Here is a 19,278-nt window from a genome sequence, read left to right as displayed (position 1 = left end):
AAAACCAGGTGAATCCAACAGAGCGTACACCTGGGACCAAGTGGATTTAAATAGCTTGACGAAGCGCGACCTGCATCCAGACGGGAACATCACTGTCTGCGAGTTGCTTGAATTCATACGGGGTCATCTTGGCTTTGATACTGGTTATGACGGTGTCATTCAGACCTTTTTTGCCTAAGTAGAAGAGGGCGCAAAGTGCTAATCCAACGTGGGTCCCGGCATGCTGCAGTTTCCTAGGGGAGACGTGGAGCAAGCGTATATGCCTCGCCCCAACTTTCACCTGGCGACTCGCACCGCTCGTGTAAAAAACTGGTTTGATTTGCATCTGGGTACTCAACCCGAAAGCCCTGACCGCTTCTGCACCATGCACCTGAATAATCTCGCGATTACGTCTAGCGATTATTCGGAGAACTGATTGGGCACTTGGTCGCACATAACCAGCAAAATGACTGAGCTTTGGTCGCATATAAATACCGCGACTCAATCGCTCCAACTCACCTGATGCAGCTAGGCGAGATAAGGTTTTGGCCACAGCTGTGCGGGAACCTGCGTCAACAAATCGACCGATGCCGAATGGCTGCCCTTTGGGGGTGTACTTGATGCGCTTGACGATATTGGCGGTAACAGACATACACACTCACCAGTGTTGAGCGAAAAGCTAGCAAGTTCTTGCCTTTTTCAAAGGCTTAGCTGTCGAGACGGCGTCGCGGGGATTTAGACATATCTACCTTCAGTCGTAGAGCTCAAGAAGGGCGGAGTGAGCCGATTCGTCATTTGCTCTTCCACTTTTCCAGCTAGCAAAACCTCATTTGAAGTGGGGTAATGACGCAAGAGCCGCCGAGCCTCGTTGCGTATGGACTCGGGCAACGCTTGGTCATGGGATAGATCAACCAGAAAGTCTCGGGCCTGAATTATCGATCGCGTACGTTCATGCGGCATTGTCATCATTGACTCCTTAGGTAGGGGAACAAATAACGCCACCGCCAGCACATTCCGGAGAAGCGCTCGATGTCAGTCGCGCTTTCTTTTGACGGCTGGGAACAAAACCCTAACGCTTTTTAGGTCCACCTCGGTGTTCACACCCAAGTGTGAGTAGGTTCGGTCAGGAACCCTGAAAAGCGGCACCCGCTCACCCTGTTGATTAATCGCCTCACTTGCCTCAAGGAGCGGCTCCATTTTCCATTGGCCGGTTTCATTTACAAAACCTGGAGTTACGTACTGAATGGAACGTACCCGAAAGGACTCGTGTTGGACCTTGAGAATGTCTTTCAACGCCTCAAATGAGGACACCATGAGCATTTCTCCGACGAATTCCTTACCGTATCGAACGTGGGCTTCGAGGTAAAACCAAGGGATCATGACCGTCTGCCGCATGAACGGACGCCCCAGAAAATCGGCATTGAAAAGGCTGGAAATGATCGTCGGCCCTTCATGATCCTTGCTCATCGCTGGTACCTCAGTATTTCGAATGCACAATATATGTTGTAGTCATATATTGCGCAATGTCGCCTTATCGTTCCTTTTGTGAGAAAGCAAAATGGAACTGAAAGAAGCATTTGGGGCGACGCTCCGGCAGGCCCGCCTTCAGAAAGGCCTGACGCAGGAACATTTTTCGTTAGTGAGCAGCCGCACAAATGTCAGTTTGCTCGAGCGAGGGGGCACCAGCCCGACGCTGGTGAAGCTCGAGGAGTTGTGCAGTGTTTTGGGGGTTCATCCCGTCAGCCTAATTACGGCGTGTTACATGCGAAAGGAAAACATCACGGATCTCCAGGCTTTTCTGGCTCAAGTACGGAAAGACCTAAAAGCCATTGATTCGTAAAAAACCAGTGAAGGAAGGCTAGGTGGCGCGCCCAGTGATCGAAGGAATGTCAGAATTCAATGTACGAAAGGTTGGGGCACTGGCACTGTCCGACGTTTCTTCGTCAGATATTCCTTGTGTAGGTGGGGTACCGAGCTCTCCTCAACGTTTCTGCGCCGTAGTAAAGGCCGACATCAATGAGATCGACTCCTTCCTCAATCTCGTTATCACTTTCGCTGGCTGAGGGGCCTTCAACAGTAACGGACACGAGGTCGCCCGATCCCGGCAGTAGGGCAAGACACTGCCTCGCGGCCCAGTGATAGTGAAACTGATCCCCATCGCGGCTTGGTCGCACCAAGTCGTTGTTTGCCATTGTGACTCTCTCGCGATCTTTCGATACCGGAGAGCTTACAGCACCTAAGTGCAGGTTTCGCTGGAAAGTCTCGGGAGTAGCACAAACCATGTTCAGCGTTACGGGGCAGAAGAGGGCAGAAGAGGGCAGAAGAGGGCAGATACTAGAATTGTTATCTGCCGTGTATGAAGTCCCTACAGCAGCGGTGACACGTGTTTTATAGGTGTCAGCAGATTACTGACGAATAGCTAAAAAGCTCCGTGCCACATCCGCGACTGAACGTACTGAAAGTTTGATCCTTAAAGTACCACTTTTCGCTTTAAGAAAGGTGAGGGGTAATATCATTTTCATATAGAATTTTCAGATATTCGGTATGCAACTGAAGTAAGCTTAGGTTCTGAGAGCGAAGTTTATCTACCTCGTGCCTCAGATTGGTATATGCCACTAGTAAGCTTTGCCTTGACATGGTTTCTCCCTTAGTTTTAGGTCCGGATTTTATGTGGTCTTTAGCAATCTCAAATTCCTTGTGGATTGTTCCGTTCTTCGTTTTGTATAATGATGTTCTTTCATATAAGTAACCTGTAACGCTTTGAATTTTTTTTATGAAGCTATTCCAGCTTAGATCGCCTTCTGTTTCGACATCCCAGTTTCTGAGTATTTCAATAAAAGCCGTAGTGTCCTGGTCTGTGATTCTTCTACGCTTCATATGCAATTCCTATTTTGGAGAGCTTTCAGTGCTCTTAGAACAGCACCGTAAGAAATTTTTATGCTTGGATGCCGTGCTAAAATGTTTTCGTATATTTTAGATGTGTCGCAATCGATTTCGAACCCGTCTTCACTTGCGCAGCAAGATAGTATCAGTCGGTCTATGTTCCAAAGTGGTTTGTTTGCGCCGTTGAATTTTATTAGTCCGGTTTTTGCGCTCTTCTCTCTGATATGATTAAAGCTTTTTAATAGCGTATTGTCTGAAAAAATGTATGTTTTATTGAATGTAAACCCTGTTTTTTTTGCAAATTTCGCTAAAACAGATTCCACGGTAGGAAGCCCATCTTCAATTCTCCATTCTCTAGCGAATTGAGAGAAGCATTCATAAATGTTTTGATGATTGCCATCTGGTAGTGCTGATTTCCTTTCGCAAACTAAGTCTCCATGAGTAGAGATGAATATCAAACCAATGTCGTGCAAATGTTTACGTTTTTCTAATAGTTTGTTGCGAATTTCAGAATTTTTCTGAAGCGCAGCGAGAGTTATTTTTGCATATGAAAAATTTGTTTTGATTTGTTTTGCTACTTTTGGGAGTGTAGGGCAGCCATTAAGTTTGAAATTCCAGTGTTCCAAAATTTGTGAAACTATGTATTTATTGTTCCAGTACCATCTTAAGGATGAGTCTCTCTTAATTAGATCCGTACTGAGCATTCGATTACCAAGGCCCTCATAAGCGCGCTGCATGGTGTCGTTATTTAATATGGCTTGATGTCGAATCAAAGTGTTATATTTAGCCTTGAAACTACTGCAAACATTTTCCCAGGTGGGAAGTCCATTATCTACAGTCCACGAATCCATTAGCGATTCAAATGCTTCTAAAATATTGTTGTCAATGCTGCGAATTAGAATTCTACCATGCTTATAAGCCTGTTTTTTAACTTGATCTGCGTTTAGGGTACGAGAAATAATCGCCTTTGAAACTATGTTGTCTGTTGGGGTGTCTGGTGCTAGTGCGCATAATGCGTTGGCGGGAACCGAAGTGTCCGAGCAAATTTCTATTTGCTTTTTGTATCTTGATATTTTGTTTTTATGTGAATTAAGGAATTTTTCCGCGCCGGGTTCTCCTTTGTCTACTGCAATTTGAGCGGCGGCTATTACTGGTTGTAGTTTCTCTACCATTCTATGTGCTGCTAATAATGATTTGTCGTCCCCTCTTTTAAAGCAATGTTCAGAACAGTCAATGCATTGAAAGACATTGGGGCACGGACCTGAATTATAGTTGTGTCGGCATAGGCCAAGTTCTGTTACGTGAAGCGATCCAATTTTTATTTTGAAAAATTGCTCGGTTGATACCCCAGTTTGTTTGTGTTCCTGCTCGTATAAATCATCTAAAAAACCGCCGAACTCAAATCCTGCCCCAATGGCATTTTCATCAATGAGATCAATTTTTTCCAAAGGAGTACGATGATCATAATCGTCATTTTGTTCCACTGAGCTTCTACCAGACCACATGGCAATCAATCGCTGGTCTATGTGTTTGCTCTGCGCCAACGTATTAAGTAAATGACGCATAGCATGTGTGCCTAAGGAAAGGTCTTCACGCTCGCGGCCTCGGAAAAATAATCTACCAAACCATGATTGGAGCTTGTTTGTCGAAAAAAAACAAGGTACGTAATGGCACTGCCAATAAATTTTGAAGTTGGGAGTTTTAGAGGAGTATGGATATACAAATAAGCAATCCTTGAATTCAACATTGGAAACGCCATCTACGAAAGGGAAGGTAGGTGATAAATTTTTGATAACCCACTCATAAAGGTTAGTCGCGCTGATAAAAGCCGTGCTCTTCAGTAAAATTTTTTCATTGTGGCGGTAATAGTTTGAAGATTCTGACTGAAACAACCTGCCTAGTCCAGGAGGTAAAATTGCGGCAGGTAATGAATTGTTTCTGTTCGCATATAGTTTTTGAGAATACACTCCATCGCTTCGCTCATAGCCGATTAAGGCTAATGCCTCTTGAACACTATATGTTTTCCGGTCTCTTAAATGCTCGAGGCCTTTCGGGATGTAAATGACGTTGTTCTCTTTGTACCAGGCTGACGCGTCTCTTGCGGATTTGCCAAATTTGATAAGCTTATGGACTGCTTCCCCAACAACCTCCTCAAACTCGGCACAAGGTGGCCTCTTTACGACGGACTTACCGTTTTTGGCTGGCATAGGAAAGCGTAAACCAAATCCATCCAGAGACGTAATACAGTCGTGACTCAACGTGACTATCTCAGAGGATCTAGAAGGCGCATAGTTCAATAGTGCGAACGCTGATGAAACTATCGTTTCAAAACCATTCTGAGGAAGCCTGAATGATTCAGCCAGCATTTTGCATGCTTCGAGATCTGGCAAGAGTGCCTTTGTTGAGCGGGGTGGCCTAGTATGAGGATTCTCAAGATATTTTATATTTTCTGGAGATAAATTATATTTCTTAAAAGTTTTACCTATGTTAGCAAGTCCGGCCCCCGTACGATACTTTACTCCCAGTGAGAGGTTGTTTTTATTTGAGGCGCGAAGAAAGTCTGAGTTGGTGATTTCCCATGGTTTTTTAAATGCAGGTAGAGAATCAATAAGAAAATAGAATCCAGTCGCAATATCTCGAGATTTCTTTTTTTCTTCCAGTGAGCGGATAAGATGAAATAGTTTAAGCGTGACAATCCAGTCCTCGTCTGCGCAGACGAGTTTGAATACGTCGCTTTCTTTTTTATAAGTGGGGGGTAGCGCATGGGAAAAATCACACGGGTCGCCTTTGAGCATCATGTTGTTCGGGAGTTTGTATTTCAATGCTAGATTGATATTTTTTCCGCTCATTATTTGGTCTTGGAATAGCGGTATAAATACTTTCTTGAATGAGTCGAAGTTTAGCTGAGGTGTGTTTTTACTCATGAGGCGCGCTCTTGGTTGACACTCAATTTTGAGATCCACATGTCGCATGCCTCTACATATTCCAATACCGTATCTTTAATTTTAATGTCAGGTTGGTTTTCGTATTCGCTGATTAGATATTCTTTATATTCGCCAAACGGTGCATCTCGAAATGGTTCAAATTTCGAGCAAAGCAGGCATGCAATTGGTGCATGATCTGTACAGTTTGCCATGGTTCCGCAAACGCCAATTGGCTTTGCTTGTGCAATTCCATAGTGGCGTTGTATCGAGTTGGGCATTTCCAAAACGGCTTTTTCATATCCACCCTCATAAGGTGAACCTAGAAATAATTTCGCAATGGAGGTAAGTGCCGGTCCTAATTCCTCTTTGATCCTGGCTTGTGCTTCAGGTATAGAATCGATATAAGAATTTGCCGAGGAAAGATTGTTGTGCAAACCTAAGTACATAAGTTCATGTGCGCTTGCTCCATTTACGGCTGCGCGTGTTAGCAAAGTGTGTTTAAATCTAATGAAATTTAAATTTACTCTTCCTCCAGTAACTCTGCTACTCCTAACACCCATTTCATAAATGACATTCTTAAGTCTTGTCATTAGGGAAGTAGCATTGCAACGAGTATTGGGCAGTTTTTTTATTTCCTCTTCGGTAATCGTAAGCCCAGCGACCCCAGAGGAATTATGGATTAAATAAGTTCTATTCCTGCTAATGCAAATAGGTACCATATAATCGAGCAGGGTGTTCACCAGCGGTGGAAGTCTGACATTGATGTAGATAGGTTTGTTTTTTCTTTTCTGCTTGATTATTTCAATTTTTAGTGTCCAGTTTTTCTGGGGTTCACTGTAAGTTAAGTCATCTAGCTTTATGTTGAGAATTTGGCTTTGCCTATATCCGAGTACCAGAGCCAAAAAGAAAACGGCTAAGTGTTCAATTTCCAGCAGACCATTTTCGTAACCTTTGCATATAGCGAAGGTTACATCTCTTACCTCGGTTTCGGTCAGTGCTCCATTAACAGGGTCGGCCGAGCTTATGGCGCTCCCGTTTTTTCTTGACGATGTACGGATTATATCAACTGCTAAATTATACTCGTCGCACCACAGAACTTCTTTATCTCCGTTGCATGCAACTAAAAAGGCTTTCATATTAGGGTTGCCCTTTAACCAGTTTATGAAAGAGGACCATAGCTCTTTACTTTCACTTATCTTGTGTATTGTGCGTCCTTGGCTGAGGGTGGCTTCACTAAGCAGCTTGCAAAGCTCTTTGAGTTTCGTGCAGAACGTCTTAATGGAAGATAGGGCATAGCATTCTGCTATGCGTGAGCAAATTTCATGGCGAAATGACTCTATGATGTCGTCGCCTAGATAGTTCTGCATCTGCTTGAAATCTATCGTGCACTGGCCACTCAAGGTCTCATGTTTAATTGTTAGTTTTGATCCAACAATAAAATCAAGTTTTGTCTTTTGATGGTATACAGTTATTTCTTCAAATGGCTGGTTTAATTCTTTTTTAGTCGTTTGACTGCGCGCCATAACTAGCGTCCTTGCTAAGTTTGTTGTGGAGAGATCGGTCTTCTGATAGTAATCGTTCATTGCCAATTTTTTGAAAAGCATATTTTGCATAGTGTTCTGGCATTGAAGATTTCAAACTCCATCCCATCTGAATTCGAAGGACGCTTAATGCGTTGGAGATGATTCTCTCTTTTTCTCTTCCAGTGACAAAAGATGCTTTTTCATATTCGTTAAGAATAAAGTTGCATGCCCAAGAGTGTCGTAGGCTATGAGGAGTGATCTTTAATTCGATTTGCTCGCTCAGTGTTTTGAAAATCTTGCCTACAGCATCGTTTGATAGCGGTTGCCCAGAAATACCGATGATTAAGAATGGGTGTTTGATACTCGCTTTTATTTTTTTTCTTTCGATAATATATCTTTCGATAAGTCCCCATAATGAATCCGAAATTTTCAGCTCTCTGTTAAATGTCTTCACGGTTGCGGGCGACGTTCTAGGGTCCAGGCTCATGTCAGTACTCGCTTCAATTTTTGTAGTTACATATCCTCGATTTTTTCGTTGAAATCCGTCCACTCTTATACCGAGTAACTCACTGTTCCTGATGCCTGACTCACGCAGAAGATGAAATACAACTAGATCCCTATGTACTAGAAAGTTTTCTCTGTTTTTTGGGTTTGATTTTATTGTTAAATCCATTTTTATATAGTCTTCATTTGTCCACGGCTGAACAATATTTTCATTATCAGAGTTGTGGCTTCTAAGTTGATTTTTGAGTCTGTCTGTGAAGTCGCTAAGGGATTTTTTTTTATCCTTGTTTGTGCCGAGTATTAATTCTTCAGCGATATATTCTAGAAATTTTTTTGCTATACCGCATCTTCTGTCATAAGTGGAGTTGGATACTTTTTTCGAATTTATAATGCCTATTCCAGCGATTCGATTTTCGAGGGTCGATTTTGTTTCCGTAAGGTGGCTGCGTAATTTTGTAAGCTCTCCATTAGTGAGAAAGCTTTCGTTTGAAAATCTTCTTATATAGTCAATTTTTTTATATTGAAAAAACAGTATGACTAGACAAAGGTCATAACTATATGTAACTAATGATTTTGGTCTAGTTGTGGGGTGTTGATTGATAAGCCAATAGTTTGCCCAAAACACAGGCTTATCATTGTTAAAAATCAGTGCTGTGGGATTGCCGCTTGGACTTTTGAATTCAAATACTTTCATGCTGACTCCTTCACTGAAAATAGTGAAGGGGCGGTTGGTGTCTTTGAATTATTTTTTAACTTGAGGAAAAGATACCCGTCAGCGATTACTGACGCAGTAGCTTCAATCTGATTTGGTGGGATGTTAAATTTATAGCTTTCACAAATAGCAGGTGCCCGGCGCATATCAACGATTCCTTGATAAAGTAAACATCAAAGTCAACGCTGATCACTCGCACACTGCCAAATTTCTTAGGGCTTTAGTGTTTCAAGTTGAACTAGCTGATGGACCAGGCAGACCTACGCCGGGGCTGCCAATAGGATCAATTATGCACAGGAATTTAGATGAATCAACGGGTGATTCGTGCTTCGGCTAAATTTATATAGTAGTCAACACGTTGTATGCTACGTATAAAGTCCATGTTGACTTCACGGTTTCCCTCACTTTGTTGACCGGACAACCCAATTTTTCCCCGTTTACATTGGAGAATATATAAATAGTCAACAAAAGGTTCTTCGGGCGGATAATACCTGGCCGCCGTTGCGCCCGGTGGCGCCCCAGCCGATTTTGTGGCTTTCGACGATGGCGACCTTCAGGCCTTTTTCCGCCAGCTCGACGGCGGTGGCCACGCCGGTGAAGCCGCCGCCGATGATCACCACGTCAACCTTGTGCCGGCCTTGCAGCGTCGGGTAATCGGTGTCCTGGTTGAGGGTGGCGGTATAGTAGGAATTGCAACGTTGAGTCATGTCGGTGTCCAGGCAGAATGGGGAAAAACCAATGCCGGTCAGGCGAGCGCAGTCATTGTGGGAGCGGGCTTGCTCGCGAAGGCGTACTTTCAGCCGACATCACTGCTGAATGACACACCGCTTTCGCGAGCAAGCCCGCTCCCACAGGTTCTGTGTATGGCTAAGCAGGGTTCACGCGGACCGGGATAGCGAAAGGAAAGGGCTCGCCGATCAGGCGAGCAGGGCGCTATCCGGCGGACGTGCGGAGTGACGCAACTTGGAACGGCGCAGGGCCATGGGCAGGTTGACGATGCGCTTCATGCAATGCCGTCCACGGCCAGCAGCGAGGTGGCCTGGATCGAAATGTTCAGCAGTGACGGCAAGGTACGCATGGCGCAGGTTTCCGGCGGCGGAAATCGTCGGTGGCGAGTAGCACAAGCCATCCGGGGATGGCTGGATACTAGGGAGGATTGGGGCGCGTGTAAATAATTGATTCAGAACATCAGGTGCACCACCAGCCCGATCAGCCCGCAGCCGATCAGCACCTCGATCACCCCGCGCTTGAACCGCAGCAAGGCAATGCCCGCCACGATGGCGATCAGCAGCGAAGGCCAGTCCAGTGTTCCTTCGAAGCCTGTGGGCCACAGCACGTGATAGGCAAAGAAGCACGCCAGATTGAGAATCACGCCCACCACGGCGGCCGTAATGGCCGTCAGCGGCGCGGTGAAGGTGAGTTCGTTGTGCGTCGATTCCACCAATGGCCCGCCGGCGAGGATGAACAGGAACGAAGGCAGGAAGGTGAACCAGGTCACCAGCGTGGCGGCCACTGCACCGGCGACAAAGGCTTGATCCGGGCCGAAGACCTGCTGCACATAGGCGCCGATGAAGCCGACGAAGGCGACGACCATGATCAACGGACCTGGGGTGGTTTCTCCGAGCGCCAGGCCGTCGATCATCTGCGTCGGCGTCAGCCATCCGTAGTGACCGACCGCGCCCTGGTACACATACGGCAGCACCGCATAGGCACCGCCAAAAGTCAGCAGCGCCGCCTTGGTGAAGAACCAGGCCATCTGGGTCAGCGTGCCTTCCCAGCCGTACAGGGCGGTGAGCGTGGCCATGGGCAGTGTCCACAAGATCGCGCCGATCACCGCCAGACGCGCCAGTTTCAAACCGTTGAACCGGGCGTGTTCAGGGGACGGGGTGTCATCGTCGATCACCGCCGGGCCGTAGGATTTTTTCGCCGCGCTGTGGCCACCGGTCCTGAATTTTTCCGGTACCAGTCGTCCGCCGAAGTAACCGATGATCGCCGCCCCGAGCACGATCAACGGAAACGGCAAGTTGATCACGAAGATGGCCACGAAGGACGCGGCGGCGATGCCCCATAACCAGCCATTCTTCAGCGCCCGCGAGCCGATCCGGTGAGCCGCCTGCACCACGATGGCCGTGACCGCCGGCTTGATCCCGTAAAACAGTCCGGCGACCACGGGCACGTCGCCAAAGGCGATGTACACCCAGGACAGCGCGATCAGGATGAACAGCGACGGCAGCACAAACAGCACGCCGGCGATCACGCCGCCCCAGGTCCGGTGCATCAGCCAGCCGATGTAGGTCGCCAACTGCTGAGCCTCGGGCCCGGGCAGCAACATGCAGTAGTTGAGGGCGTGCAGAAAGCGTCGCTCGGAGATCCAGCGCCGGCGTTCGACCAGTTCCTGATGCATGATCGAAATCTGCCCGGCCGGCCCGCCGAAACTGATGAAGCCAAGCTTGAGCCAGAACAGGAAGGCTTCGCGCAGGCTGATGGTCCGGGGCTGGGGCACAGCCTGTTGCGTGATCGGGGAGGGCGTGGGGCTCAAGCGCGGGTTCCTTGTGCAGGGAAACGTTGAGCCCGTGACTGTAGCTACGCGCGAGCGTGTTGGATAGCCACCTGTTGCTGCGCCTATGCCCAGCGCTCGACAGCGGATCGGTCGCTGTCCCGGGCATCGACCCAGCGTGCGCCGCCGGCCACGTCTTCGCGCTTCCAGAACGGCGCGTCGGTTTTCAGGTAGTCCATGATGAACGCACAGGCCTCGAAAGCGGCCTGGCGATGCGGGCTGCTGACGCCGACAAACACGATCGGCTCACTGATCGACAACGGGCCGATCCGATGCACGACCTCTACGGCCCGCAGAGGCCATCGAGTCCGGGCGTTGTCGATGATCTTTTGCAACGAGCGTTCGGTCATGCCCGGGTAGTGCTCCAGAAACAACCCGGCGACCGCCTCACCCTGATTGATGTCGCGCACGTAGCCGACGAAGTTGACCACGGCCCCCACGCCCGGATCGTTGGCCTGCAGGCTGGCGATCAACCGAGTGATGTCGAACACATCACGCTGGACCCGAACCGTCATGTCTCAGCCCCCGGTGACCGGTGGAAAAAAGGCGATCTCGTCAAAGTCCTCGATCACCCGGTCCGGATGGCACAGCTCCTGGTTCAGCGCGCACATCAGGTTGTTTTCACCGAGCACCTGGCGCCACAGCTCGCCGCGAGCCATCAGCAAGCGGCGCACGTCTTCGATGGTCCTGAGGCTGTCGGTCAGGGGCAGTTTTTCACCGCCCAGGTTGAGCTGCTCGCGGTAACGGGCGAAGTAATTGATCAGGATCATTGTGCGTCCTCGAACTTGAAATGACCGGAGCGGCCACCCTGTTTACTGAGCAGGCGGATGTCGTCGATGACCATGCCCCGGTCCACGGCCTTGCACATGTCGTAGAGGGTCAGGGCCGCCACACTGACGGCGGTCAGGGCTTCGAGCTCGACCCCGGTCTGGCCCTCGACGCGGCAGGTGCCGAGGATCTTCACGCTGTCCGGTGTGCAGGCCTTGAGTTCGACATGGATCGAACTGAGCAACAGGGTGTGGCACAGCGGGATCAGCTCATGGGTCTTTTTCGCCGCCATGATGCCGGCGATCCGCGCCACGGCAAAGACGTCGCCCTTGGGGTGGCCGTCGCTTTGAATCAGCTTCAGGGTTTCCGGGCGCATCCGCACCCAGGCCTGGGCCTGGGCTTCACGCTGCGTCGGAGGTTTTTCGCTGACATCGACCATGTTGGCGCGACCCTGGTTGTCGAGGTGGGTCAGGCCGTTGGGAGATGCATGTGAAATGTCTGTCATGGGAGGTTCCTGCGCGGGCCGGCGCGGTGATCGGGTGAAGGCATCATGCCGGGCTGTAAATGCGTGGTGCGTTGCGGTGGGGGACGTGAATCAGGTTGAGGCGATGCCTGATCGCCCATTGCACGGTCAGGGCGGTGGGCGCCGACAGGCTGACCAGCGTGCCGAGCCTGGCCCTGACGGCCTTGTGGATCAGCTCCAGACTGCAACGGCTGGTGACCACGGTGAAGCCGCTGCGGCTGTCGATGCCGGCGTGTTGCAGGGCACCGATCAACTTGTCCAGCGCGTTGTGGCGGCCAATGTCTTCGCGGCAGATCAGCGCGTTGCCTTCGCTGTCGAAGTACAACGCTGCGTGCAGCGCGCCGCTGCTGCGGGCCATTTGTTGGGCCTGTTCGATGCGGTGGCGGATGTCGATGAAATGCTCGGCGGGCGGCAGGGCGACCGGCTCGAGAATCTCCAGTTTCGGCAAGGCCTGCTCCAGCGCTTCCACACCGCACAGCCCGCAGCCACTGGTGCCCGCCATTTGCCGACGATGGTTCTTCAGTGCCCAGAACGCGCGGCTGGAGATCTGCACGTCGGCTTGTACGGCCTGGTCGAAGTGGGTCAGGCGCAGGTCGTAGATTTCATTCTGGTCCTCAACAATGTCGTTGCTGACGCTGAAGCCTCGGATGAAATCTTCGAGGTTGCCCGGCGACACCATCATCACAGCCTGGCTCAAACCGTTGTAGGTGATTGCCAATGCGATCTCTGCGGCCAGTGCCGCCTGGCAGACTGATGCGGCGTTGTCGTACTCGCGAAAGTTCACACTCAAGGGGTTGGGGGCGGGTGCGTTAGTGTCGCTTCGATATTCGGCTTGTTCAACTTTGCACAACATGAAAAGAACCTCGAAGCGCTGAATTAAGTTCAGGCTACGGGTAACTTTTCAAAGCGTCCAATCGCTTGTTCCGATGCGCCGATTGGTGATGTCTATCACGCCGGGCAAACATCTGTGTTTCGGTTTTATAAAGCCGAAAGTTGCTCAGTCGGTGCGGCTGAATAGCGTTCGCGCTTCGGCGAAACACTTCTCGGCAATCGCCGAACGTGGCTCGGTCTTGCGCATCACCAGGCCCAAGGGCGCAAGCACGCTGGCATCGGGCAATTCGATGAACGACAGGTGTTCGATGGGCTCTTCCAGGCCACTGTCCAGCGGCATGATCGCGCAGCAGAAACCTTCGTGGATCGCCTGCAGCAACTGGTAGGTCGAATCGCTTTCCAGGATCGGCTGCGGGTCCAGTCCGCGGCTGCGAAAGCTCAGGTCGATGGATTTGCGGTAGTGCATGCCGTTGCTGAGCATCCCCAGCGGCAGTTCGGCGGCGTCCTCCCAGCTCATTTGCGTGCCGTCGAAATGGAAGTGGCGGGTGTCGTACAGCAGGCCTACGCGGGTTTCGCCGATCTCGAAAAACTCGAAATAGTTCGGGTTGACGTGATCGAGGTAGCACACGCCCAGGTCCAGCTGATTGTTGCCCAGGCCCTCGATGATCTGGTCGGAACTCAGGGACGACAGGCTGTACTTGAGCTCGGGAAAGCTGCGGGACAGGCCCTGGATGTAGGTGACCGGGTTGAAGCTGCTGAGCGGCACCAGCCCCAGGCGCAGGTTACCCACGAGCTGGCCCCGGCACGCGGCGGCCTCGGCGAACAGCCCGTCGTGGGCCGCCAGCAGGGTCCTGGCCCACGCCAGTACACGCTCGCCGGCTTCGGTAAAACCTTCGAAGCGCTGGCCCCGGGTGACCAGCACCAGGTCCAGTTCATCCTCCAGGTTGCGCAGGCGCATCGACAGGGTGGGCTGGGTGATGTGGCAGCGCGCGGCCGCCTGGCCGAAGTGGCGGGTCTGCTCCAGGGCGATCAGGAACTTGAGTTGTTTGATGTCCATGACGGCACCTGCTGGCGGGGGAGTGAAGGGTTAAGTATTGACTCAGGTGTGCAAGACACAAGGCGAGGCGCAAACGTGAGGTGCGGACGATCTCACTGTCTTTGGCGTGCGTCCAATCACTGTTGTTTAAGGGGTTATCGACGGGCTCTATCACTGATGTTATTTCTGGCCGTTTTATATTGATAGAGCGCCTCGATAGTCTGGTTGGTTAGAGTGATTAGACACGGTTTGATTTGTCGAATTAGTCTCCGGAAGTCATTTAACTTAGCTATCTAATTCATGCCTGCCGGAGAACCCCATGAGCGTCAAACCGGATGCCTTGTTTATACCCTTGAATATTGCCGTACTGACCGTCAGCGATACCCGTGAATATGCCAATGACACTTCCGGCCAATTACTTGTCAGCCGTTTGCTGGAAGCCGGTCACACCCTCAGCGAGCGCAACCTGCTCAAGGATGACCTGTACAAGATCCGCGCACAGGTGGCGAACTGGATCGCCGACGACGGCATCCAGGTGGTGCTGATCACGGGCGGCACCGGGTTCACCGGCCGCGACAGCACCCCCGAGGCAATCGCCTGCTTGCTGGATAAACAGATCGATGGCTTCGGTGAGCTGTTCCGGGCGATCTCGATCCTCGACATCGGCACCTCCACGGTGCAGAGCCGGGCGCTGGCCGGGCTGGCCAATGGCACGCTGGTCTGCTGCCTGCCGGGTTCCACGGGCGCCTGCCGCACCGCGTGGGAAGGCATCCTCGCCGAGCAGCTCGACGCGCGCCACCGGCCGTGCAATTTCGTGCCGCACCTCAAGCCTGTGCAAGCCTGCGGAACGCGCGGATGAGCGCTTCGCCCTTGATGCCGGTAGAGCAGGCCATCGACCGTTTACTGACAATGGCCGAGGCGCAGTGGATTGAAGGCAGCGAAGCCGTGCCGCTCGATGCCGCGCGGCAACGGGTATTGGCCAACGACCTGCTGGCGACCCTCGATCTGCCGCCATGGCCCAACAGCGCCATGGACGGCTATGCCCTGAATGTCTTGGGTTGGGACGGGGCACCGCTGGCCGTGTCACAGCAGGTGTTTGCCGGTCAGGCCCCCGAAGCCCTGGCACCGGGAACCTGCGCGCGCATCTTCACCGGCGCCCCGGTTCCTCCGGGTGCCGACTGCGTGGAGATGCAGGAGAACACGCAGGTACTGGATGACGGACGTATCCGCTTCAAGCAGCCCCTGAGCGCCGGCAGCAACATCCGCCCGCAAGGCCAGGAGAACCGCGTCGGCGATGTGCTGCTGCGCGCTGGCAAGCGTCTCGGTCCGTTCGAACTGGCGGTCGCGGCGGCGCAGGGCTGCACCCATGTGCAGGTGGTGCGCCGACCTCGGGTGGCGTTGCTGTCCACCGGTGATGAACTGGTCGAACCGGGCAATCCCCTCAAGCCCGGCAGCCTCTACAACAGCAACCGGACATTGTTGAGCCATTGGTTGAATGCGTTGGGTTGCGAGGTCATCGATGCCGGCATTCTTCCCGACGAACCACGCCAGACGCGACTCAAGCTCGAACAGCTGCAACACACGGCAGACCTGATGCTCAGCACGGGCGGTGTGTCCGCCGGTGACGCCGACTGCCTCGGCCAGGTACTGCGCGAGTGCGGCAAGCCGTTGCTGTGGAAACTCTCGATCAAACCCGGCAAGCCATTGACCGTGGGCCACTTCGGCCGCGTGCCGGTGATTGGCCTGCCGGGTAATCCGACATCGGCGTTGGTCACTTTCGGCCTGTTGGCCCGGGCTTATCTGTTGCGGATTCAGGGTGTGGAAGAGGTCGAGCCGTTGAGCTTCCCGGTCAGCGTCGGCTTTGCCTGGCCCAAACCCGGGAGCCGCCGCGAGTACCTGCGGGCGAAACTCGAAGACGGTCGAGCGGTGTTGTATCCGAACCAGAGCTCAGGTGTTTTGCTGGGGGCATCCTGGGCCGATGGACTGGTGGAAGTGCCGGAAGGTTGCACGCTGGGCGAGGGTGATACAGCGCGGTTCATACCCTTCAGCGAACTGTTTTGAATACAGTAAACATATTGTGGGAGCGGGCTTGCCCGCGAAGAGGCCGGCATATCCAACAGAGATGTTGGCAGACAGACCGCCTTCGCGAGCAAGCTCGCTCCCACAGTTTTGATCTTCAGCGAGTGCCAATCCCGGGACTAGCTGCCCGCGAAGAGGCCAGCATATCCAACAGAGATGTTGGCTGACCCACCGCCTTCGCGAGCAGGCTCGCTCCCACAGTTTTGATCTTCAGCGAGTGCCAATCCCGGGACTAGCTGCCCGCGAAGAGGCCAGCATATCCAATAGAGATGTTGGCAGACAGAACGCCTTCGCGAGCAGGCTCGCTCCCACAGTTTTGATCTTCAGCGAGTGCCAATCCCGGGACTAGCTGCCCGCGAAGAGGCCAGCATATCCAACAGAGATGTTGGCAGACAGACCGCCTTCGCGAGCAGGCTCGCTCCCACAGTTTTGATCTTCAGCGAGTGCCAATCCCGGGACTAGCTGCCCGCGAAGAGGCCAGCATATCCAACAGAGATGTTGGCAGACAGACCGCCTTCGCGAGCAGGCTCGCTCCCACAGTTTTGATCTTCAGTGAACGCCAATCCCGCGGCAGGCCACAATCCCTGTGGGAGCGGGCTTGCCCGCGAAGAGGTCGGCACATTCAACAGAGATGTTGGCAGACAGACCGCTATCTACAGGTCTTGTGTGTTTCCTGAAAATCAGTTCAGCACGAAATCCACCGGCTCCAGCTGCGGCGGCAGCTCCGTCACACCCAATGCCGCCAGTACATCGCGCTCGATGTTGCGCACGATGGCGTCGGTGGGCAGGTCGTTTTCGTCGCGGCCAAAGGGGTCTTCCAGTTCGTCGGCAATCGCATCCAGGCCAAAAAAGGTGTAGCTGACAATCGCGGTGAAGATCGGTGTCAGCCAGCCCAGGGGTTCGGCCATGGCAAACGGCAAAAGGATGCAGAACAGGTAGATGGTGCGGTGCAACAACAGGGTGTAGGGAAACGGCAGCGGGGTGTGCTTGATCCGCTCACAGACCGCCTGGGCGTGGGTCAGGCCGGCCAGGTGGTTGGCCATGAGCGTGTAGCGCCAGTCGTTGATCGCCCCGGACTCGTTGAGTGTCGAGCACTGCTGACCGACCTGCATCAGGATCTGCCCGCTGATGTCCGTGGTGTTGCCCTTGGGCATCGGGTGCAGCCAGTCGCCACTGGCGGCCAGTTCGTTTTCCCGGCGCAGCCGCGCGTTGAGGGCATGGGCGAAGCCGCACAGGTTGCTGAGGATCATATGCCGCTCATCCGTGTCCTTGATCACCAGGGTTTCACGAATCATCGAGCGGACTTCGACGATCACATCGCCCCACGCCTTGCGCGCTTCGTACCAGCGGTCGTAGCAGGCGTTGTTGCGAAAGCTCATGAAGATCGATAACGACAAACCCAGCAGTGTGAAGGGCGTTGCGCTGACCTTGGAAAAGTAGCTGGGATGCAAGGTTTCGATGAGCACGATGGCCGAGGCGAGCAACGTCACCATCAGGCTGCGCCAGGCAATGCGCTTGGCAATCGAACCCTTCAGGGACGTCAGCACGCCGATCAGGTTGGGTTTGGGTCTCACGATCATGGGTTTCAGCCGCCCGTCATGTTCATGAAGCGAATGACCTGGACATCGTCGTTCACTTCGAAGTTGTGTCGATAAGGCTTGAGTTTCATCGCCTCGATAATGGCTTGCTCCAGGCGCTCGGGCTGTCCGGGGTGGCTGCGCAAGACTGCCTTGAGATCCACCGAGTGTTCATTGCCCAGGCACAGCAGCAGGCGTCCTTCCACGGTCAGTCGCACCCGGTTGCAGGTGCCGCAGAAGTTGTGGCTGTGGGGGGAGATGAACCCCAGGCGAATCTGCGGCGCTTCGGCCAGGCGCCAGTAGCGCGACGGACCCTGGGTCGACTCGGCGGAATCAATCAAAGTGTAGCGTTCGGCGATGCGTTCGCGGACCTGGGCGCTGGCGAAAAACGATTCGGCGCGGCTGTGCTCGTCGATGGTGCCCAACGGCATTTCCTCGATGAAGGAGATGTCGAGGTTGCGGTCGATGGCGAAGCTCACCAGATCATTGATCTCATGGTCGTTGCGGCCCTTCATCACCACGCAATTGAGCTTGGTGTTGCGAAAGCCCGCCTGGTTGGCCGCGTCGATGCCCTTGATGACCTGCGCCAGGTCACCGGTGCGGGTCAGTTCGCGAAAGCGTTGCGGGTCCAGGCAGTCGAGGCTGATGTTGAGGCGCTTGACCCCGGCCTCGAACAACGGCACGGCCAGTCTGGCCAGTTGCGAGCCGTTGGTGGTCATGCACAGTTCGCGCAGGCCGGGCAGGGCGGCGATTTTCTCGCACAGCTGCACCACGCCCGGACGAATCAGCGGCTCGCCCCCGGTCAGGCGGATTTTGCGGGTGCCCAGCGCCACGAAGCTTTGCGCCGTTTGATAGATCTCTTCCAGGGTCAGCACCCGTTGGCGGGGTAGAAACTGCATGTCCTCGGCCATGCAATACACGCAACGGAAATCGCAGCGGTCGGTGACCGACATGCGCAGATAGTCCACGCGCCGGGAGAAGCCATCGATCAAGACTCGTTCTGACATGACACCCTCGCTTGGTACTGCATGCGTTGAAAGGACATTCCGTTAATCGGGTTTTGCCTTTTGTAGGAGCGAGCTTGCTCGCGATGGTCGTTAACGATGACGCGTGCTTACTGACAAAACGCGGTGCTCTTGAGTCCATCGCGAGCTCGCTCCCACAGGTATTGCGCAGATAACGGATCTGTTGAGCGCAGGTGTAGGAGCGAGCCTTGCTCGCGATGGTCGTTAACGATGACGTGTGCTGCCTGACTCAACACGGTGCTCTTGAGTCCATCGCGAGCGAGCTCCTACAGGTATTGCGCAGATAACGGACCTGTTGAGCCCTGCTCGCGATGGTCGTTAACGATTACGCGTGTTTACTGACTAAACGCGGTGTTC

At 52.8% G+C, this 19,278-nt stretch carries 19 protein-coding genes and 2 pseudogenes; 4 read left to right on the top strand and 17 right to left on the bottom strand.

Annotation, left to right across the window (positions count from 1 at the left end; all coding sequences use genetic code 11):
- Positions 1-46: 46 nt before the first annotated feature.
- The 3 genes from BSF40_RS25300 to BSF40_RS25290 form a co-directional block, all read right to left on the bottom strand.
- A complete protein-coding gene (locus BSF40_RS25300) occupies positions 47-631 on the bottom strand; it encodes a DUF6088 family protein (RefSeq protein WP_095967294.1) in 585 nt (194 codons plus the stop codon).
- Between the two features lie 83 nt (positions 632-714).
- On the bottom strand, positions 715-939 hold the full coding sequence (locus tag BSF40_RS33195; RefSeq protein ID WP_305887522.1) for a BPSL0761 family protein: 225 nt from the start codon (positions 937-939) through the stop codon (positions 715-717).
- A 72-nt stretch (positions 940-1,011) separates the two neighbouring features.
- Positions 1,012-1,446 (bottom strand): hypothetical protein, encoded by a 435-nt coding sequence (locus tag BSF40_RS25290; protein WP_095967292.1) that lies wholly within the window; start codon positions 1,444-1,446, stop codon positions 1,012-1,014.
- Positions 1,447-1,537: 91 nt separating this feature from the next.
- Between BSF40_RS25290 and BSF40_RS25285 the strand changes: the two genes are divergently transcribed.
- On the top strand, positions 1,538-1,819 hold the full coding sequence (locus BSF40_RS25285) for a helix-turn-helix domain-containing protein (RefSeq protein ID WP_095967291.1): 282 nt from the start codon (positions 1,538-1,540) through the stop codon (positions 1,817-1,819).
- Positions 1,820-2,469: 650 nt separating this feature from the next.
- Here BSF40_RS25285 and BSF40_RS25275 read toward each other — a convergent pair.
- From BSF40_RS25275 to BSF40_RS25260, 5 genes and pseudogenes are all read right to left on the bottom strand, one after another.
- Positions 2,470-2,856: a hypothetical protein gene (locus BSF40_RS25275; RefSeq protein ID WP_095967289.1), complete on the bottom strand. Its 387-nt coding sequence runs from the start codon at positions 2,854-2,856 to the stop codon at positions 2,470-2,472.
- Complete coding sequence (locus BSF40_RS32310; protein ID WP_141249797.1) at positions 2,853-5,786, bottom strand: hypothetical protein; 2,934 nt, start codon at positions 5,784-5,786, stop codon at positions 2,853-2,855. The genes BSF40_RS25275 and BSF40_RS32310 overlap by 4 nt, the downstream gene beginning before the upstream one ends.
- A complete protein-coding gene (locus BSF40_RS25270) occupies positions 5,783-7,309 on the bottom strand; it encodes a tyrosine-type recombinase/integrase (protein WP_172435750.1) in 1,527 nt (508 codons plus the stop codon). The genes BSF40_RS32310 and BSF40_RS25270 overlap by 4 nt, the downstream gene beginning before the upstream one ends.
- Positions 7,287-8,507 (bottom strand): site-specific integrase, encoded by a 1,221-nt coding sequence (locus BSF40_RS25265; protein WP_095967287.1) that lies wholly within the window; start codon positions 8,505-8,507, stop codon positions 7,287-7,289. The genes BSF40_RS25270 and BSF40_RS25265 overlap by 23 nt, the downstream gene beginning before the upstream one ends.
- A gap of 506 nt (positions 8,508-9,013) precedes the next feature.
- A pseudogene (locus BSF40_RS25260) lies at positions 9,014-9,232 on the bottom strand (NAD(P)/FAD-dependent oxidoreductase); the annotation flags it as partial.
- A gap of 54 nt (positions 9,233-9,286) precedes the next feature.
- Here BSF40_RS25260 and BSF40_RS33190 point away from each other — a divergent pair.
- Positions 9,287-9,382: pseudogene (locus BSF40_RS33190) on the top strand (metal ABC transporter ATP-binding protein); the annotation flags it as partial.
- A gap of 146 nt (positions 9,383-9,528) precedes the next feature.
- On the opposite strand, the gene BSF40_RS33185 reads toward BSF40_RS33190, so the two are convergent.
- From BSF40_RS33185 to BSF40_RS25230, 7 genes are all read right to left on the bottom strand, one after another.
- Positions 9,529-9,654 (bottom strand): hypothetical protein, encoded by a 126-nt coding sequence (locus tag BSF40_RS33185; protein WP_256589592.1) that lies wholly within the window; start codon positions 9,652-9,654, stop codon positions 9,529-9,531.
- Positions 9,655-9,705: 51 nt separating this feature from the next.
- Positions 9,706-11,064 (bottom strand): chromate efflux transporter, encoded by a 1,359-nt coding sequence (chrA, locus tag BSF40_RS25255; RefSeq protein ID WP_095967286.1) that lies wholly within the window; start codon positions 11,062-11,064, stop codon positions 9,706-9,708.
- Between the two features lie 83 nt (positions 11,065-11,147).
- Entirely contained in the window at positions 11,148-11,597 is a 450-nt protein-coding gene (gene moaE, locus BSF40_RS25250; RefSeq protein WP_095967285.1) for a molybdopterin synthase catalytic subunit MoaE, read from the bottom strand.
- A 3-nt stretch (positions 11,598-11,600) separates the two neighbouring features.
- On the bottom strand, positions 11,601-11,852 hold the full coding sequence (gene moaD / locus BSF40_RS25245) for a molybdopterin converting factor subunit 1 (RefSeq protein WP_095967284.1): 252 nt from the start codon (positions 11,850-11,852) through the stop codon (positions 11,601-11,603).
- Positions 11,849-12,355, bottom strand: a complete 507-nt coding sequence (gene moaC, locus BSF40_RS25240) for a cyclic pyranopterin monophosphate synthase MoaC (RefSeq protein ID WP_095967283.1) — start codon at positions 12,353-12,355, stop codon at positions 11,849-11,851. The genes moaD and moaC overlap by 4 nt, the downstream gene beginning before the upstream one ends.
- A gap of 43 nt (positions 12,356-12,398) precedes the next feature.
- A complete protein-coding gene (fdhD, locus tag BSF40_RS25235) occupies positions 12,399-13,226 on the bottom strand; it encodes a formate dehydrogenase accessory sulfurtransferase FdhD (protein ID WP_095967282.1) in 828 nt (275 codons plus the stop codon).
- A gap of 144 nt (positions 13,227-13,370) precedes the next feature.
- A complete protein-coding gene (locus BSF40_RS25230) occupies positions 13,371-14,261 on the bottom strand; it encodes a LysR family transcriptional regulator (RefSeq protein ID WP_095967281.1) in 891 nt (296 codons plus the stop codon).
- 298 nt (positions 14,262-14,559) lie between these two features.
- Here BSF40_RS25230 and moaB point away from each other — a divergent pair, with 298 nt between their 5' ends.
- A complete protein-coding gene (moaB, locus tag BSF40_RS25225) occupies positions 14,560-15,099 on the top strand; it encodes a molybdenum cofactor biosynthesis protein B (protein WP_095967280.1) in 540 nt (179 codons plus the stop codon).
- Positions 15,096-16,301 carry a gephyrin-like molybdotransferase Glp gene (gene glp / locus BSF40_RS25220; protein WP_095967279.1) on the top strand — a complete coding sequence of 402 codons (1,206 nt, stop codon included), beginning with the start codon at positions 15,096-15,098 and terminating at the stop codon, positions 16,299-16,301. The genes moaB and glp overlap by 4 nt, the downstream gene beginning before the upstream one ends.
- Positions 16,302-16,999: 698 nt before the next feature.
- On the opposite strand, the gene BSF40_RS25215 is transcribed toward glp, so the two are convergent.
- On the bottom strand, positions 17,000-17,899 hold the full coding sequence (locus BSF40_RS25215; RefSeq protein WP_095967278.1) for a bestrophin family protein: 900 nt from the start codon (positions 17,897-17,899) through the stop codon (positions 17,000-17,002).
- Positions 17,900-17,904: 5 nt separating this feature from the next.
- Positions 17,905-18,903 (bottom strand): GTP 3',8-cyclase MoaA, encoded by a 999-nt coding sequence (gene moaA, locus BSF40_RS25210; protein ID WP_095967277.1) that lies wholly within the window; start codon positions 18,901-18,903, stop codon positions 17,905-17,907.
- Positions 18,904-19,278 lie beyond the last annotated feature (375 nt).

The sequence above is a fragment of the Pseudomonas sp. ACN5 genome, from assembly GCF_002303975.1.
In the GTDB taxonomy this organism is placed as follows: domain Bacteria; phylum Pseudomonadota; class Gammaproteobacteria; order Pseudomonadales; family Pseudomonadaceae; genus Aquipseudomonas; species Aquipseudomonas laurylsulfatiphila.
Note: the sequence above shows the minus strand (reverse complement) of the source record. Positions and strands in the feature narration are given on the sequence as shown.